General features: G+C 44.7%; 15 protein-coding genes. 8 read left to right on the forward strand and 7 right to left on the reverse strand.

Annotation, left to right across the window (positions count from 1 at the left end; genetic code table 11):
• Positions 1 to 21 precede the first annotated feature (21 nt).
• Complete coding sequence (locus BLV50_RS20490; protein WP_090809715.1) at positions 22 to 651, forward strand: type 1 glutamine amidotransferase family protein; 630 nt, start codon at positions 22 to 24, stop codon at positions 649 to 651.
• An 82-nt stretch (positions 652 to 733) separates the two neighbouring features.
• Complete coding sequence (locus tag BLV50_RS20495) at positions 734 to 1,471, forward strand: cyclase family protein (RefSeq protein ID WP_079696317.1); 738 nt, start codon at positions 734 to 736, stop codon at positions 1,469 to 1,471.
• A gap of 132 nt (positions 1,472 to 1,603) precedes the next feature.
• On the opposite strand, the gene BLV50_RS20500 is transcribed toward BLV50_RS20495, so the two are convergent.
• On the reverse strand, positions 1,604 to 1,804 hold the full coding sequence (locus BLV50_RS20500; protein ID WP_063565515.1) for a hypothetical protein: 201 nt from the start codon (positions 1,802 to 1,804) through the stop codon (positions 1,604 to 1,606).
• Between the two features lie 186 nt (positions 1,805 to 1,990).
• Here BLV50_RS20500 and BLV50_RS20505 point away from each other — a divergent pair, with 186 nt between their 5' ends.
• Positions 1,991 to 2,482, forward strand: a complete 492-nt coding sequence (locus tag BLV50_RS20505; protein WP_090809717.1) for a hypothetical protein — start codon at positions 1,991 to 1,993, stop codon at positions 2,480 to 2,482.
• Between the two features lie 77 nt (positions 2,483 to 2,559).
• Here the strand turns inward: BLV50_RS20505 and BLV50_RS20510 are convergent, their stop codons facing one another.
• The 3 genes from BLV50_RS20510 to BLV50_RS20520 all read right to left on the reverse strand — a co-directional run bounded on the left by BLV50_RS20510 (position 2,560) and on the right by BLV50_RS20520 (position 7,397).
• A complete protein-coding gene (locus BLV50_RS20510; protein WP_090809719.1) occupies positions 2,560 to 4,386 on the reverse strand; it encodes an ABC transporter substrate-binding protein in 1,827 nt (608 codons plus the stop codon).
• A gap of 65 nt (positions 4,387 to 4,451) precedes the next feature.
• Entirely contained in the window at positions 4,452 to 5,966 is a 1,515-nt protein-coding gene (locus BLV50_RS20515; protein WP_090809721.1) for an ABC transporter permease, read from the reverse strand.
• Positions 5,967 to 5,978: 12 nt separating this feature from the next.
• Positions 5,979 to 7,397: an ABC transporter permease gene (locus tag BLV50_RS20520; protein WP_371129274.1), complete on the reverse strand. Its 1,419-nt coding sequence runs from the start codon at positions 7,395 to 7,397 to the stop codon at positions 5,979 to 5,981.
• Positions 7,398 to 7,567: 170 nt separating this feature from the next.
• On the opposite strand from BLV50_RS20520, the gene BLV50_RS33705 reads away from it, so the two are divergent.
• Positions 7,568 to 9,319 carry an ABC transporter ATP-binding protein gene (locus BLV50_RS33705; RefSeq protein ID WP_090809725.1) on the forward strand — a complete coding sequence of 584 codons (1,752 nt, stop codon included), beginning with the start codon at positions 7,568 to 7,570 and terminating at the stop codon, positions 9,317 to 9,319.
• A 106-nt stretch (positions 9,320 to 9,425) separates the two neighbouring features.
• Here the strand turns inward: BLV50_RS33705 and BLV50_RS20530 are convergent, their stop codons facing one another.
• From BLV50_RS20530 to BLV50_RS20540, 3 genes are all read right to left on the reverse strand, one after another.
• Positions 9,426 to 10,214 carry a hypothetical protein gene (locus BLV50_RS20530; protein WP_063565378.1) on the reverse strand — a complete coding sequence of 263 codons (789 nt, stop codon included), beginning with the start codon at positions 10,212 to 10,214 and terminating at the stop codon, positions 9,426 to 9,428.
• 112 nt (positions 10,215 to 10,326) lie between these two features.
• The gene (locus tag BLV50_RS20535) at positions 10,327 to 11,085 is read right to left on the reverse strand and encodes a LuxR C-terminal-related transcriptional regulator (protein WP_063565379.1); all 759 of its coding nucleotides are present in this window, start codon (positions 11,083 to 11,085) and stop codon (positions 10,327 to 10,329) included.
• Between the two features lie 18 nt (positions 11,086 to 11,103).
• Positions 11,104 to 12,168 carry a suppressor of fused domain protein gene (locus BLV50_RS20540; RefSeq protein WP_072734612.1) on the reverse strand — a complete coding sequence of 355 codons (1,065 nt, stop codon included), beginning with the start codon at positions 12,166 to 12,168 and terminating at the stop codon, positions 11,104 to 11,106.
• 148 nt (positions 12,169 to 12,316) lie between these two features.
• On the opposite strand from BLV50_RS20540, the gene BLV50_RS20545 reads away from it, so the two are divergent.
• The 4 genes from BLV50_RS20545 (at position 12,317) to licT (ending at position 17,103) form a co-directional block, all read left to right on the forward strand.
• Positions 12,317 to 12,607 (forward strand): hypothetical protein, encoded by a 291-nt coding sequence (locus tag BLV50_RS20545; RefSeq protein WP_083584770.1) that lies wholly within the window; start codon positions 12,317 to 12,319, stop codon positions 12,605 to 12,607.
• Between the two features lie 280 nt (positions 12,608 to 12,887).
• Positions 12,888 to 14,345, forward strand: coding sequence for a glycoside hydrolase family 1 protein (locus BLV50_RS20550; protein WP_062325655.1), 1,458 nt, complete (start codon positions 12,888 to 12,890; stop codon positions 14,343 to 14,345).
• Between the two features lie 247 nt (positions 14,346 to 14,592).
• Entirely contained in the window at positions 14,593 to 16,017 is a 1,425-nt protein-coding gene (locus BLV50_RS20555) for a glycoside hydrolase family 1 protein (protein ID WP_090809727.1), read from the forward strand.
• A gap of 234 nt (positions 16,018 to 16,251) precedes the next feature.
• A complete protein-coding gene (gene licT, locus BLV50_RS20560) occupies positions 16,252 to 17,103 on the forward strand; it encodes a BglG family transcription antiterminator LicT (RefSeq protein ID WP_053781440.1) in 852 nt (283 codons plus the stop codon).
• Positions 17,104 to 17,175 lie beyond the last annotated feature (72 nt).

Consider the following 17,175-nt stretch of genomic DNA (forward strand, 5'->3'; position numbering starts at 1 on the left):
CTACTAGAAGGGAAGTGCACTATGCATACAAAAAAAGCATATCTTTATGTATTTGAAACGATGTCAGACTGGGAGGTAGGTTATTTAATTGCTGAACTAAACTCGGGAAGGTATTTTAAGAAAGAGCTGGAGCCGATAGAGGTGGTTGCTGTTGGCGTTGATAAAAGTCCCGTGACTACCATGGGGGGATTGGAAATATTACCTCGCATTTCAGTTGATGAGTGTATGTTGGAAAGTACGGATGTATTGATTCTTCCAGGCGGAAATACTTGGATGGAATCCATTCACGAGCCCATATTAAAAAAAGCTTCGACATCTTTGGAAAAAGGTCATGTTGTTGCGGCAATATGTGGTGCAACCGTTGGACTTGCGAGGGTGGGATTGCTAGACTCCAGAAGGCATACAAGCAACGATCTGGAATATTTGAAAATGATTTGTCCTCATTACATTGGAGAAAAATACTATGAAATGGTACCGGCCGTAACGGATGGCAATTTAGTTACTGCATCGGGCATAGCTCCTTTGGAATTTGCGATGCTTGTATTGAAGGTACTAGATGTATTTACACCGGAGACTTTAGATTCGTGGTTCAATCTATATCAGACTCATGAACCAAAATACTTCTTCGAGTTAATGAATTCTATCAAATAGCTAACATTTCGATATTTTCGCATGGAGTGGAATAAGATATAATAGTAACAATTTATTCCATTCTATGTATGAGGTGATTCGGATGTCCAATGAGCTCATTCAAGCGATTCAATTATTAAAAGAAAAGAAGTGGGTGGATCTGACCCATACGTTTGGACCGGAATCTCCACATTTCTCGGCTTTTGATGCGGCACAATTCGATACGTTGTTTAATCACGACCAAGGTTTCTTTGCCCAAAGTTTCAGGTTTCCCGGTCAATATGGTACGCATCTCGATGCACCGATCCATTTTGTGCGTGATACCCGTTATCTCGATGAATTGGGGTTGAAGGAGCTTGTGCTACCGCTTGTTGTCATTGATCAATCTGTGGCTGTAGAGAGCAATCCGGATTTCACGCTGGATGTCGATCATATTCTTGAGTTTGAAAAAGAGCATGGCGTTATTGAAGCTGGCAGCTTTGTAGCACTACGTACTGATTGGAGCAAACGCTGGCCCAGTCACGAAGCATTCGACAACAAGGATGCAGAGGGAAACAGTCATGCACCCGGATGGTCAGTCAGTGCGCTAATGTTTTTATTCGAGGAAAGAAAAATACAGGCGATTGGCCATGAGACCTTCGACACCGATTCAGCTGTAGACTATCAAAAGAACGGAGCACTTCTGGCAGAGTATTATGTACTTGCTCAGGATACATATCAGGTAGAGCTGTTAACGAATCTGGATCAGGTACCAGCCAAAGGTGCGGTGATCTTCAATATCGTACCTAAGGCCGAAAAGGCGTCCGGCTTTCCAGTACGCTCGTTTGCCATTTTACCTTAAAACAAAGTTGAACATAGGTATAATGCAAAGGACTCACACACAGTTCTTTCCGAATGATTCACCAACGGCATTTGTGTGCAAACTGCTCATATAAATAATAAAGGAGGCGTAGTACGCCTCCTTTTTATGTGGTTACTTTTGATCCGAAGAGGGATCCTGATTGAATCGTTGTGAAATTTTTTTCTCTGTCTTCTTACGCCGAACCCAGCGCTTGAATATACTTTCTTCTTTTCTTCCCTGCAGTGTTTCCTTCATGCCTTGGATCATAAATTCGGATCTTCGTCTGTCATCCCGACTAATCTCGCGTAGTTCCTTAATAAATTTGTCGTCCATATCTGCCTCTCGCTCATTAAGTATATCTCTATTATACCGAACGTACGTTCTTTTATCAAGTTTTACCATAATCGAATTTTTGGGGACGATTTTAGTGAGAAAGAGCACAGGATTCAGCCCTTTCCATATGTGAAAATGGAATAGAACGTTCAGTATATCTGTATAACAATGTCTGGAGGGTGAGGGATGAGGACTAGTGATGATGGAATAAAGCGTGAATGTGTACCTGAAAGATCGTGGGCGCTCATTATGATGCAGGGGTTACTGGGCATTGGTGCGATGGTTGGAGGGGGAGCACTCATTATCGATCCTTCGGGAAATCTCGTCCATATGCCGGATTCATTATTGGAGCATTCCCCTTTTGACAGTTTTCTGATCCCGGGAATTATACTATTGTTGGTTCTTGGTGTTATGCCGATGATCATTGCCATTTCACTCCTTCGTCGCACTCACTGGGAAATAGGTGAGAAACTGAATCTCTACTCGAATCAATACTGGGGATGGACGTTCTCGTTATATACAGGATTTGCTCTGATCATCTGGATTATGGTGCAGGTATACTGGATCCAGCATATATCTGTTATCCATCTGGTCTATTTTTCCTGGGGAGTGGGAATCCAGATCGTCACTCTGCTTCCTGACGTACAGCGAAGGTATCAGGCAGACTGCTCATCATAATATATTCTTTCTATAAAATAATACGGCTGTCATCCGGATCTTGGAGTGATCCGGGTGACAGCCGTTTATCTTAATTGTTACTTGGAAGCCTGGTAGGCGCTCAAGAATTCTTTTACTTTTGCCGGATCGGACTTCAATTCATTCCCGGTCTGCACGAGTGGACTTACTGTAGAGTATGCCTTAAGTTTATTGTTTTTGTAGAACTGCAAAATGTCATCCTGATTGATGGAGTAGAGCACGGATTTTCTCAGATCACTGCTCTTGGCAACTTCCCGATTGGCTGTGTTGAACAGCAGATAGGAAACCGCATTGCTCGGAATGCTCTGCAATTGCAACTTGCTGTCATTTTTGATGATGTCATACTTTGTTTCGGATACTCCGTAGTACAGGTGGATTTCACTGCTGCGAAGAGCAGACAACGCACTGTCGGCATCAGAGATGAATCGAACATTCACCTGAGAGATTTTGGGTGCATACTCAGAGCCTTTGCGGTATCCGGGATTCTGATAGAATACACCTTCGTAATCATTTTTATATGCCAAGATATATGGGCCGCTGGCATACAGGGTGTTGTTGTACGCAGCACCTTCAGTCACGGTATTCTGATCGCCGTAAGGAATGTCTTTATTCACGTCAAACGAAGCTACATCATACGTATTGATGCTTTCGACCTGTTTTTTGGACACAATGCCAGCAGATTGGTGAGCCAGATAGTTCAATACTTGCGGGAAAGGTTCCGTGGTTGTAAGTTTCACAACTTGATACTTCCCGGCAGCGTTATCGGCTTTGTTTTTGTCCGCGACCAGTTCCGTAATTTTGGTGCCAAGCCCTTGTTCCAGTGCTTCTTTAACCGTACCGCTGCCACTGGATTGCTGAACGGATTCCAAGGCGCCCAGATCGGTTACCAACTCGGCTTCCTTGATATGTTCGTGCAGGCTGTATGTCCGGTGATCCGGTACGGAATCTTTGTTTTTGGCGCGATCAAGAGAGAAGATGACGTCATCTGCACCGACACGTTCTCCCGTATCTACCGCTTTTTTATTATCAATCTTGGCAAAGTTGATATCGTCTCTGAGAATGAAGTAATACTCCGAGTTCCCCTCAGCAATGCTGAAATTGTGGGAGAGGGAACCCTCTGGTGTAAGTTGATCGTCATCTGTCAGGTTAACGAGACGTACATACATGTTGGTGTTCAGTTGGTTGATGGAACCGTCATTTCCTTTGATCGGGTCAAGAGAAGTCAGGACGGAAGCGGTTTGTGTAAGAATTAGTGGTTCTTTTGTATTTTTGGAGCTGTCTTTGAATTCAATCGGTTCCCATGCCATGGCGCGGGATTTGGACAAGCGAACGGTGTCTACATTGAGAATGTCTTTGTTCACAGCCTGACTTTTCAGGGAAATGTACAACGGAGCGATATAGGCCTGATCGGTTACCAAGCGATCCTCCAATTGTTTATACGTATCCTTGTATTCGTCCGGAGTCTGAGTAGCAGCCTGGTCAATAAGCTTATCGATTTCTTCATCAGCCAGAATGCTGTAGTCTCCGCCTGTTTTGAAGAGTGAACGAACTGCGTAATCCGGATTCCCGGTTACCGTTGTCCAGCTGGACAGCGCAATGTCATAATTGCCAGCATCCTGCTGGGATTTGTAGCTGCCGTAATCCGGCTGCAGGTTCAGCTTAACATTGAAGCCATTCTTGGTAAGCTGGTCGCGGATAATGTTCACGTCATTTTCGGAGGAGCTCTGAGCCAGTAATTCGATGTCCACCGGTTTTTGGTTTTGCGTGTTTTCTGTTGTATCTGACGGTGCGGATTCTGACTGGGATTCCGTCTTGGTCTTCACACTGCAACCGGAGACCACAAGGACAAAAGTTAATAGTAGTGCTATCAGCATACGTTTTTTCATGAAAATACCTCCAGATAAGTTCATAATCATTGGAATTCAATTTGAGTTGAATATTGTAGAAGTGGTTAAGCCTTTTCCAGCTTTGGATCAAGCGCATCACGTAGTCCGTCACCCAGAAAGTTGAACGAGAGCACGAGCAGAATGATCGCAAGACCTGGATAGATGGCCAGATACGAATGGGTTTCCAGATACGTGCTGCCCAGCTTGAGAATGTTGCCCCACTCGGGAATATGCGGCTCCACGCCGAGCCCCAAATAACTCAGACTGCTGGTGGCAATGACCGCTCCGCCGATCGTGAGTGTAGACTTGATAATCATGGGTGCGAGCGAGTTCGGAATAATATGTTTGAAAATAATCGAGCGATTGTTGTAACCCAGTGCACGTGCAGCTTCAACAAATTCAAACGTAGATACATAGAGCACACTAGCCCTCATGGTTCGTGCATAAGTTGGGATTGAACCCAAGCTGAGTGCGAGAATAAGATTGACCGTATTGGCCCCGAACGCCGCAATGATGGCGATAGCGAGCAGAATACCCGGAATGGCATAGAGAATATCCAGCAGTCGCATGATGATATTGTCCGTGTGTCTTCCATAGAATCCCGAGAAGGCTCCGAGAATACCGCCTATCAGTACCGGAATCAGGGTTGACATGAATCCTACGATCAACGATATACGGGCACCGAATACAATCCGGGAAAATAAACATCGTCCAAAGTCATCTGTTCCCAAGGGATAGGCGAGCGATGGGGACTGAAGCAAGGCTGAGTAGTTATTTTCTACAGCCATACTGTAATCAAAAGTAAAGAAGCTGCAAATCGATATTGAGAACAGGAAAATGATAAAAAACAAACCGGACATTGCCGTGACATTCGGAGCAAGACGCTCCCACAGATCATTCCAGAAGTTGGATTTCTGTTTACCCTGCCTGCGGATTCGTCCAATGATGGAAATACCCAGCAGCAGTGCGAACACATTCCCTGTGACCGAAGTCAGAATCAGGATCACGCTCACGCCCAGCATCCAGCGTGGGATGATCGAGGCTGAGGTATACCGGGATACGATAAACAGCACCACCAAATCAATGACAAGGACAAGTACGAGCACAGCCATGGCTGGCAAAAACGTATCCGCAACATACGGTTTAAACATATTGAGTGCCGAGACCCCAATAACGAACAGCTGGGTCAGCAGCATATACACCGCAAATGTATACTCAATGCTCTTTGTTTTCTTGATCAGATGAAAAGCGGCCGTTACGATAAAGATATTGCCTGAAATGATACCCAACAGCTGGACCCAGGCGAGTCTGCGAGTCAGCACAGAGATTGTCCCCTGCCGAATCAGGTCTCTCCGAATCCGGAGCGTCAGCACACTCTGGACCAGCGTGAAAAATAGGTAGATTCCAAGCACAGTCAGCAGAAATGGTCTGAACTCCTGAAGGCTCCAGTCATAACTGTTGAACAACAGTAACACTGACAAGAGAAGGGAAGTGACCCAGGCGAAGCTCGCCTGACTGTACTCCTGTGAAGACTTAAGCCGAAAACGCATTTCTTGTGTAAGTGAACCCGATTTTGTCATAGTGCACCTGCTTTAATATTGTTTCATCTTGGAACGAACCCTGGGATCGACAAAAGCGTACAACAGATCTACCACAACATTGATGATGGAGATTGTAATCGCTGTGTATATGACCCCGCCCATAATGCTCGGAATATCAGGGATAAACTGTTTATCCACAATGTAGCTGCCAAGTCCGCTGATATTAAATACTTTCTCCGTTACAGCCGCCCCGCCAAGCATGCCTCCGAACTGAAGACCTACAACGGTTACGATTGGAATTAGCGCATTGCGCACAGCATGTTTCAGCAGAACCTGTCGTTCACTTAATCCTTTGGCACGAGCAGTCATCACGTAATCCTCATGAATAACTTCCAGTGTGGAAGACCGAGTCATACGGGCCACCGCAGCGGTTAATCCTGTTCCCAGAACAATCGTTGGCATAATAATAGATAGCCAGTTCTGTGGATTGAAGGTAGCCGGAAGCCACTGCAGCTTGATCGAAAAATTCAGGATGAAAATCAGTCCTTGCCAGAAATTCGGAATCGATAATCCAATCAATGCAATAAACATGAATGTGTAATCAAACAGTGAATTGGGCTTGATCGCCGAGATGATGCCGATTGGCAATGCAATGACAAGGGCAAGCAGCAAGGAGATAACGGCCAGTGTTAACGTGATTGGAAACTTTCTGGCGATCGTAGTCGTGACATCTTCATTCCCTGAAAAAGACTTACCGAGATCAAATAGCGCTATGCCCTTGATATTGTTCCAGAGCTGGACAAGATAGGGCTGATCCAGGCCATAGACATGGTTAAAAGCTGCGATCTGTTCCTGTGTCGCTGTCTCTCCGAGGATGTTGGCCGCCGGATTGAATGGGGACAGGTACAAGATGGTGAATACAAGTGTAGCTACGCCCAGAATGACGAATACCGTCATCAGAATTCTTTCGAATATGTACTTTAGATAAGGATTGCCATACAAAAACATCATGGCGTACATCAGACAGCCCGGAATAACTGATATCGCAAGGAACCAAGGTTTATCAATCATCGATTGGAATGTATCAGCCATCGTCAAGCGCTGTTTTCCCTGTTCCTGAAGCTTGCTGAACGTTCGTTCCTTTAACTCCTTCTGAACGGATTCCTCCAGCCACTCCTCGGTCTGACGCTTAAACTCTGCCTCACTAACTTGCTGCCGAAAGAAACGGTGTTTACGCCTCAACTGTTCTTCAACGTCCGTCCTAAGTTTATCCCGATAAGAAGTGGAGAGCATATCGCGTTCAACATCTTGTTGAACCACGGCCCAGCCATCCCTTTTTCGTCTAGATTGCCAGATCAGAAGTACAACCAAATTAACGGGCAGTCCGAGAATAAATAGAACATATCGATAGGAGGGATGAAGCAGCATTTTGCCATAATTAAATCCCAGGGTGTAAACAAGCTGTGACATTTTGCTGCCTTTTGCAAGATTCAAACCATGCGAGCCTCCTTTCATCTCATTTTAAATTGCATTATTCCGATTGATATAGTATATATTATTTAGAGTCTATTTAATTGTCAAGGTATGGAAGAGTATACATATGAGCACATGTGAAAATATGGATGAGGGCTGGTGATCACATGCAACCTTTGTTGAAAGTAAATGAGTTGTCCGTTTCTTTTCATTCCGGAGAGAGTGAATTTCAGGCGGTGAAAGAAGTCAGTTTTGAAGTGCGGAAAGGGGAAACACTTGGCATCGTAGGGGAATCCGGCAGTGGCAAGAGTGTAACGGCACGTTCCATTATGCGGCTGCTTGCCTCGCCTCCTTCGCAGATGAAAAAGGGTGAGATTCTGTTTAAAGGGGTAGACCTGGTCCATAAAACGCAAAAAGAGATGGAGAGTATCCGTGGCCGTGACATCGGCATGATCTTTCAGGACCCTATGAGCTCGCTTAATCCGACTGTGAAAATCGGAAAACAGATCACCGAAAGTCTGATTAAACATCAGAAGCTTTCCAGAGGGGAAGCGAAGAAGCAGGCGATTGCCATGCTGGAGCTCGTTGGTATTACCCGGAGTGAAATACGTTTCAACCAGTACCCACATGAATTCTCCGGAGGTATGCGTCAGCGGGTGATGATCGCTATTGCTCTTGCTTGCCGTCCTGAATTGCTGATTGCGGATGAACCTACAACTGCGCTTGATGTTACTATTCAGGCCCAAATCCTTAATTTGATGAAAGATATGCAGGCACAGCTGGGCACTTCCATTATTCTGATTACCCATGATCTCGGAGTAGTGGCAGGCATGTGTGATCGGGTTGTAGTCATGAAAGACGGGCAGATTGTGGAATCCGGCACAACCACAGAGATTTTTGCGAATCCGAAACATCCATACACAGCAAGACTGTTGAATGCATTACCTCGACTGGATGAGAAGAAAAAGCCAAAACTCGTCTCGTTGGTGCCACGCGATCTGGAAGATGATCAGCCTTTACTGGAAGTGAAGTCCCTCAAACAACATTTTAATTTGGGTAAAGGCAACACTTTAAAAGCTGTGAACGATATCAGTTTCGAGATTCGCCAAGGGGAGACGCTTGGGGTCGTAGGCGAATCGGGCAGCGGGAAATCGACTACAGGCAGAGCCATTCTACGACTGCATGAACCTACAGGTGGGGATGTGCTGTTTAAGGGAGTGCCGCTCAACCGCCTCTCTGCCTCAGAGATGAAAACGATGAGGAGACATATGCAAATTATTTTCCAGGATCCGTATGCCTCGCTTAATCCAAAATTTAGAATTATGGATATTATTGGGGAAGCCTTGGATATTCACCATCTTGCCGGCAGCCCCGCTGAGCGGGAAAAACGTGTGGAGGAATTGCTGGAGATGGTGGGTCTCGATCCGGCTCATGCCCAGCGATACCCTCATGAATTTTCGGGTGGTCAACGGCAGCGGATCGGAATCGCTCGTGCGCTGGCCGTGGAACCTGAATTTATTGTATGTGACGAGCCTTTGTCTGCGTTGGATGTGTCCATTCAGGCTCAGATCGTACAGCTGCTTGAAGAATTGCAGCAGCGACTCGGTCTGACATACCTGTTCATTGCACATGATTTGTCCATGGTTAAACATATCAGTGATCGTGTAGCTGTCATGTATAATGGGAAGATTGTGGAGTTAGCAGAAAGTGAAGAACTATATTCGAACCCTCAGCATGCGTACACAAAGGCCTTGTTATCGGCTATTCCGGTTCCGGACCCGGCTGTGGAAGCGAAGAAAAAACGTCATGCTGTAAACGAAGCCCCAAGAGAGACGGTAGAAGTGGAAGATCGCTATAATCTGGAACAGTCCCGATGGGTGGAAGTAAAAGAGGGACATTGGGTGGCCATTTCCGGATAAGGTGAAACATTCATTTTTACTCGAAAAAGAACCCCGGCAATGATCTGTAGAAGGTCATTGCGCGGGGTTCTATTCATGCACAGCAAGCACTGTGACAGTGAGTGTATTATTTGAACTGCACGGATTTCTTAATGTTATCGATCTCGGCCTTTGTAGTATCATCCAAATAGGTGAAGATGAAGTTGAATGCATAACCTTCAATAATGGTGCTGTAGTAATCTTGCGTAATGGTTGAACCATTACCCGCATCCATCGTAATTTGCATCAGATCCATCTCTTTGCCACCGATGGTTTCGGTTGTGAATTCCTTGTATTCATAAGGGAACTGGCTGTCCTCCATGAATTTCTTCGTTGCTTTCAGATAATCTTTACCGGTACGAATTCCTTGCAGCAGGCTTACTTTTTCAGCAATCGCCATGGCGGAAGGGCCAACTTGACTTCCGTCCAATGGATATTGTGAAGCCATCAACAGGTTCAGTGTTTTGGCCTGAGATAGTTCAATTTGTTTTTTCTTCGTTTCATCATCTCCAGCAATAACTTCGGAGGAAGCGTTAGTCAGCTCGTTCATGCCTGCGGCATCCTGGAACTCCCAAGCTTCGGGGAATTTCAACGAAACACCGAAATAGTCATTATTGTAAGAGCCTTTTTCCGTAGTTCCCAATTCAACGTCTTTGGAGTTATCTGTTTCCTTGGACTCGGAAGTGGATGCTTCGGAGCTCTCCGTGTTCTCCGTATCTTCTGTCTTGGCTGTGTCTGTATCTGTGCCGGCAGTGGTTTCTGTTGCAGTGGATTCCTTCGATTTGGCGTTGTTATCCGCTTTGTCGCCGCAGGCTGCAGCAACCAACAGAATCATAATTAACATGGCAAACAATGAAGCTTTTTTTGGATTAGACATATTACCCTCCTGAAATGTGTGTGTGTTCTTGTTCTCTCTCTAATTCATGTGTACCTAAAATCTTAGCACAGATGTTCGTGTTGACCACCTATAGGAATCTATAGGTGTACCTTTATAGATAAGACAGACGGCTGGCAATTGAAACAGCTTCCGTGCTGGATTGTACACCTAATTTGTTAAAAATCACTTTTTTATGGTGATTTACGGTGCATTCCTTTATTTTCAATTTCAAAGCAATGGCTTTAACCGTCAGTCCGTTAGAGATCATTTTCAGAATGGTTAACTGTCGCTTGGTGAATTCAATCGATGGCTGCTCTGTTACCGACGAGGCAAGGTTAGATTGATACCGATTTTGCATATGGGCCGGGATCAGCTTGGCGATTGCAATCAGCTCACTCTGGATGTCTGCATTAATGGTGGAGACGTCCAGGTAGCCAACATGTTGAAGACCGACCGACAAAGGTGCAGCGTAGCAATGCCAGTTCTGAAAAAGTGGATTCTCATGCTGCTCAGGGGACAGCTGAACAGGCCCATGTTTATCCATTGATTCGGATATGGCATTGACGCCACAGCTTCTAGCTGTAAAGATCATACCCGGGCGGATGGGTGACTGTTTCACCACCTGTTCCAAATCAGGGCTATAATCCATGGCAAGCAGAACTCCATGCCCGTCGGTGAGCAGAAAGAGATACGTGCTGGATAGGTTTTCTTTGATATCCGAGAGACTCTGCTGGAAGGCGTTAATCAGAAAATGATTGATTTTGCGAATCCTGTCCAGATTGGTTTTAGTTAAATATTGAATATGTGCCATACCGTGAGTATAATTTTCGCTCTCGGACCAGCTCTTCCGTAAGGAAGATGTTCTTGACATATGGTTACCTCCTTGTGATCAACCGATGGTTTCGATCACATGACCATCCTGATCGGTAATTTCAGTGCGGGCAATTCGAAAGAGAACGCCGGGCAGTGAAGCAATTTCAAATGTTTGCTCGACTGGGCGAAGGTTTGCAACTAACTCCGATACGGTTTGTTCATGCACAATTACCTTAATCTGGTTGCCATCCTCAGAAAATGAAGGTGTCCCCCCGGCTTCGAACGTAATGTTCACTCCTGATCCGATTAGGGACAGTGGAGCGCCTTTTGAAAAGCGGCTACGTAGTATTTTTCCGATAATTTGGGCTTGTTTTGCTCCGATCTGGAGTTCAGCGGGTACACTTTTTTGCAGTATTCTCTTGCGTGGAGATGTCCAGGCCAGTTGTTGTATGAATAAAAATGCTGTACTGGAACCTTCCTCTTCAATCCCGCGCTCAACAGCCTGTATCACTGAGGGGATATCCAAATATGAATTTCTCATGAGATCCGTAACGTATTTTGGCATGAATTCAACAAAGGCTGCTAACAATCCGCGGGTGTTCCATGTTTGCATCGTTTCGAGTTCCAGACCGGTGATTCCCACCATCTGAATGAATTTCACCGTTCCATTGGGTGTGGAGATCTCTGTCAGATCAGGATCTTCAATAAAAGAAAGTGCGGTTAGTAATGTATCTGAGCCGAGACAAATGGGGCCATTTGCATCCATGTAATCTCCTGCATGAAATACGTTCCCGCTAGTAAAAACATATCGTCCAACGTTCTGTAATAGATTCAGAGCCCAAGACGGGGGTGTGGACTCACCCTCGCTCCGGGTAAGCCGAAACGTCATTTCAAATCCATAACCGCTATGCTCGAGATCTTCCGATTCCTTCTCATACAGTTCTGAAAAACCATAGGTAATGAAATGCCAGTGAGGTATGGGGGCATCCACTTTGTATACGCTAATTCCATTTAGCGGATCAGGTCCACCGAGCATATAAGGAATGGCTGTACCATAGTGAAGTGGTTCCTGATCTCCATATAACTTACCAACTGCTATATCAATGGCATCCCAACCGGATGTGTTTGCTTCTTCAGTCATTGTTGTGTTCCTCCTTGGCTATCCATTTTCCCGAAAAACATTTAAAATTAAGTCTACCTTTTTCAAAATCGGTTTCAAGCGGCTTAAGGATGAATTGCTTATCGTAGGACTTGGGGGTTACGATGTCTATTTCAGGGAGGGAATTTACATGAGTATGAAAGAGTTATATCTGGCGGAATTTAATCAAGGCAGTTGGGACTCATTTGTGCAACTCTTTGAAAAATCATATTTACATGTGGACCCAAAATGGGCTGAATGTGCAGAGCAGCGAGAGATTCCGGCAGATATTAGCAAGGTTATATTATGTGAAATGGGTGAATATGCGCTAAGATGGATAGACATGAAAGTTCCTGCATTGGGCGACGAAAGTCCTGCCAGCTACCTCGAATACGGGGATACAAATGCCCTAAGAGCAGCGATTATGCGAATGCCTCGATAACGTCCAAAGGTGGTCAGCGAGTGCATAAAGAGGAAAGTTGATTTTGCAAAATAGATATGTTACGCTTACATTACAAGAGAAAAACAACCGAATACACAATAACATCTTTTGATGGATTGTAACTGTGCAGACAGGCAAAACCTAAACTGATGGTGAAATGAAGGCTCTTTTTTTGCGAGCTATTTTACCTTGAGTTTAGGTTTTTCTTGTTTTTTGGCGTGAAATACAGCCGCTGTATTCGGGAAAAACCCAAATAAAATTCGAAAAGAGGTTGTTCGTTATGACCACGGCAAAAAAAGGATTCCCCGAAAACTTCCTGTGGGGAGGCGCTACAGCTGCCAACCAATTAGAAGGTGCATTCGATAAGGACGGCAAAGGTCTCTCTACTGCGGATATGATTGCGCATGTTCCCAAAGAGAAGCGTACAGGCGGACATGCCATGGAAATCTCCTCTACACGAATTGAAGAGATTCTTTCCGGCAAAATTGAAGAACGTTTCCCTAAACGTTTTGGTATTGATTTCTATCATCACTATAAAGAAGATATCGCGTTGTTTGCTGAAATGGGCTTCAAAGTGTTCCGTTTGTCCATTCACTGGGCACGTATTTTCCCGAATGGTTACGATCAAGAGCCGAACGAAGCTGGCTTGAAATTCTATGACGATGTCTTCGACGAACTGTTGAAATACGGCATTGAACCGTTGGTAACCTTGTCTCACTATGAAACTCCGCTGGGTCTGACACAGAAATACAATGGTTGGGCAGGCCGTGAAGTGATTGGGCACTATGTGAGATATGCAGAGACTGTGTTCAACCGTTATAAAAATAAAGTGAAATACTGGTTGACGTTTAATGAAATCAACGTGATGTTGTTTAGCCCATACACAGGCGGCGGTATCCTGATTGATAAAGTGGACAACCAACTGCAAACGACATATCAAGCGCTGCATCACCAATTTGTAGCAAGTGCACTGGTAACCAAGCTTGCACATGAGATTATTCCTGGTTCCCAAGTGGGCTGTATGCTCGCTCGTATGGAGACGTACCCTGCGACCTGTAACCCGGTTGATGTTCGTCTGGCGCAACATGAGAATCAGATTAACCTCTTCTTTACGGATATGCATGCTCGTGGTCAATACCCGAACTACATGGCTCGTTATTTTGAAGAAAACAACATTGTGATTCAGAAAGAAGCAGGCGATGACGAAATCTTGCTCAACAATACCGTTGATTTCATTTCCTTCAGTTACTACATGTCCGTAACCAAATCTGCATCCGCAGACAAAGAAGAAACAACAGGTAACCTGACTGGCGGTGTGAAAAACCCTTATCTGGAAGCTTCCGACTGGGGCTGGGAGATCGACCCGATCGGTCTGCGCGTAACGTTGAATAACTTCTGGGATCGCTACCAGAAACCATTGTTCATCGTAGAAAATGGTCTGGGTGCATATGACCGTGTTGAAGAAGACGGTTCAATCCATGACTCCTATCGTGTGGACTATCTGAAGAAACACATCGAACAAATGAAAGAAGCGATCAAAGACGGTGTGGATCTGATTGGATTTACAGCATGGGGGCCGATTGACCTCGTGAGTATGTCCACATCTGAAATGTCCAAACGTTATGGTTTCATCTACGTGGATTTGGACGATGAAGGTAATGGAACACTCAAACGTTCGAAGAAAGATTCGTTTGACTGGTACAAGAACGTAATTGCCAGCAATGGTGAGCAACTATAATTTGGTCTGACTCCTTTATCTTAAACCCGGATCGCTGTAGTAATTAGGCTATTCGAGGATTGTTACCGCATAAAGCGGGCAAAACCCAGCATAAAGCAGGCCATCGGTGATTATCTGATCTGAAGCCCTTTAGTTGGCGTGTTGTCCGCTTATTGATGTGGAACTGATCGAAACAAGTGCTTACGGGCATAGGGTCAACCGTTTTAACAAAGAATGAAGATAACGTAACCAGAGAGGAATGACAGATATGACAACACCATTTCCGAAGGATTTTCTATGGGGCGGCGCAGTCGCAGCCAATCAGCTCGAAGGAGCCTACAATACAGATGGCAAAGGCCTGTCTGTTCAGGATGTAATGCCGCATGGGATTACGACGCCAAGAACGGAAGGACCGACAGAGGATAACCTGAAATTGAGCGGTATTGATTTCTACAACCGTTACAAAGAGGACGTTAAATTGTTTGCTGAAATGGGCTTCAAAGTATTCCGAACATCCATTGCCTGGTCCCGTATTTTCCCTAAAGGCGATGAATTGGAGCCAAACGAAAAAGGTCTGCAGTTCTATGATGACCTGTTTGACGAGTGCCACAAATACGGGATTGAACCCCTCGTAACGATTTCTCATTATGAGACACCGCTGCATTTGTCCAAAACGTATGACGGCTGGGTTAACCGTAAAATGATTGATTTCTACGAGCGTTATGTAACCGTCCTGTTTAACCGTTTCAAAGGAAAAGTGAAATACTGGCTGACGTTCAATGAAATTAACTCCATTCTAGAAGAACCATTCATGAGTGGCGGTATTTTCACACCAAAAACGGAACTGTCCAAACAGGATTTGTACCAAGCAATCCACCATGAGCTGGTGGCAAGTGCACTAGCGGTTAAACTGGGTCATGAGATTATGCCTGAAGCCAAAATTGGCTGTATGGTACTCAGTATGCCAACCTATCCATTGACACCAAATCCGGATGATGTGGTAGCTGCAATGCATGCAGAACAGCGGAATGACATCTTTGCCGATATTCATGCACGTGGCTATTATCCGAAATACATCAATCGTTACTTCAAAGAGAATAATATCAACATCAAGTTTGAAGATGGCGATGCTGAAATTCTGAAACATACGGTGGACTTCATCTCGTTCAGTTACTATGTAAGTATTTGTGAGACAGGTGACCCACAGAAGCGTGTTGAAGGCAAAGGAAATCTGTTTGCAGGTGTACAGAACCCTTACCTCAAAGCAAGTGAATGGGGCTGGCAAATTGACCCGCAAGGCTTGCGCGTAACGCTCAATAAATACTGGGATCGTTATCAAAAACCGCTGTTTATTGTCGAAAATGGTTTGGGTGCAGTCGATGAGCTGATCACAGACGAAAATGGCAATAAAACAGTGAATGATGATTACCGGATTCAATACCTGAATGATCACTTGGTGCAAGTGGGTGAAGCGATTGAAGACGGCGTTGAAGTCATGGGTTATACCTCATGGGGCTGCATCGATCTGGTGAGTGCATCCACAGCAGAAATGAAGAAACGCTATGGCTTCATCTATGTGGACCGTAACAATGATGGATCAGGTACCCTGGATCGTTACAAGAAAAAATCATTCCATTGGTACAAAGAAGTTATTGATACAAACGGCGCAAGTCTAAAATCCGAAAACCATTAATTTCTAGTTCCAAAGACATATGTGGGCAGCATCTTCTTGTGTCATATTCAAGCACATTAACCGCTTTCACAAAAACATTGTCAGATGGATAATTATATGGTAAGATGGGCCTAAGGCTAATGAATACTGGATTGTTACTGTTCAATCAGGCAAAACCAGAAGCGGGGCATGTGTATCATGACCAGCTTTGGTTTTGCCTTTTACTACTTTGACGGTGCAAGGTGATGTGAAGAAATGAAAATTGAGAAGGTGCTGAACAACAATGTAGTTACTGTGATTGATCCAGGAGGAAACGAACTGGTCGTCATGGGACGGGGCATAGCCTTCAAAAAGCATACTGGTGAAACGATAGACGACAGTCTGGTCGAAAAAATATTCTCATTGGAAAGCAAGGAAGTATCGCAGAAACTGAAAACGCTTCTGTCTGATATTCCAGTTGAATATGTTGAATGCTCGGATGAGATTATTCGTTACGCCGAGACCGTGTTGGGTGAGAAGCTTCATGAAAGCATCTACATTTCACTTACGGATCATATTCATTTTGCCATTGACCGGCATCGTCAAGGCTTGCAGATTCGTAATGCATTATTCTGGGAGATCAAGCGCATGTACCGCAAGGAATATGCCATTGGGCTCAAGGCACTTCAGATTATTGAAGAAACATTGGGTGTCCTGCTTCCTGAAGACGAATGCGCATTCATCGCAATGCATCTAGTCAATGCCCAGATGAACGGTGAGATGAGAGAAACCATCAGCATTACGAATATCGTAAAAGATATACTCAACATTGTACGACGCAGCTTTGTCATTGAGCTGGATGAGGATTCGCTGAGTTATTATCGATTCCTGACACATTTGAAGTTCTTTGCTCAGCGCGTACTACACGGTACAGCGATTGAAGATAAGGAAGCAGATAATCCGCTTCATGACCTGGTGAGCAAACAATATCCTGAGGCACATGCTTGTGCCTGTAAGATTAACGACTATACTCGCAAGATCTATAGCCGGGTCTTATCCAAGGAAGAAATCCTATATCTGACCATTCATATTGAACGAGTTGTCAGAACTGAACAAACAATTGAATAATTGGGATTGTTACTGCAAAAAAGGCAAAACCTAAACGTTGAATAATGATAAGCTGAAACTGCTTTGTCATTA

Source organism: Paenibacillus sp. 276b (genome assembly GCF_900107875.1).
Classification (GTDB): Bacteria; Bacillota; Bacilli; order Paenibacillales; family Paenibacillaceae; genus Paenibacillus; species Paenibacillus marchantiae.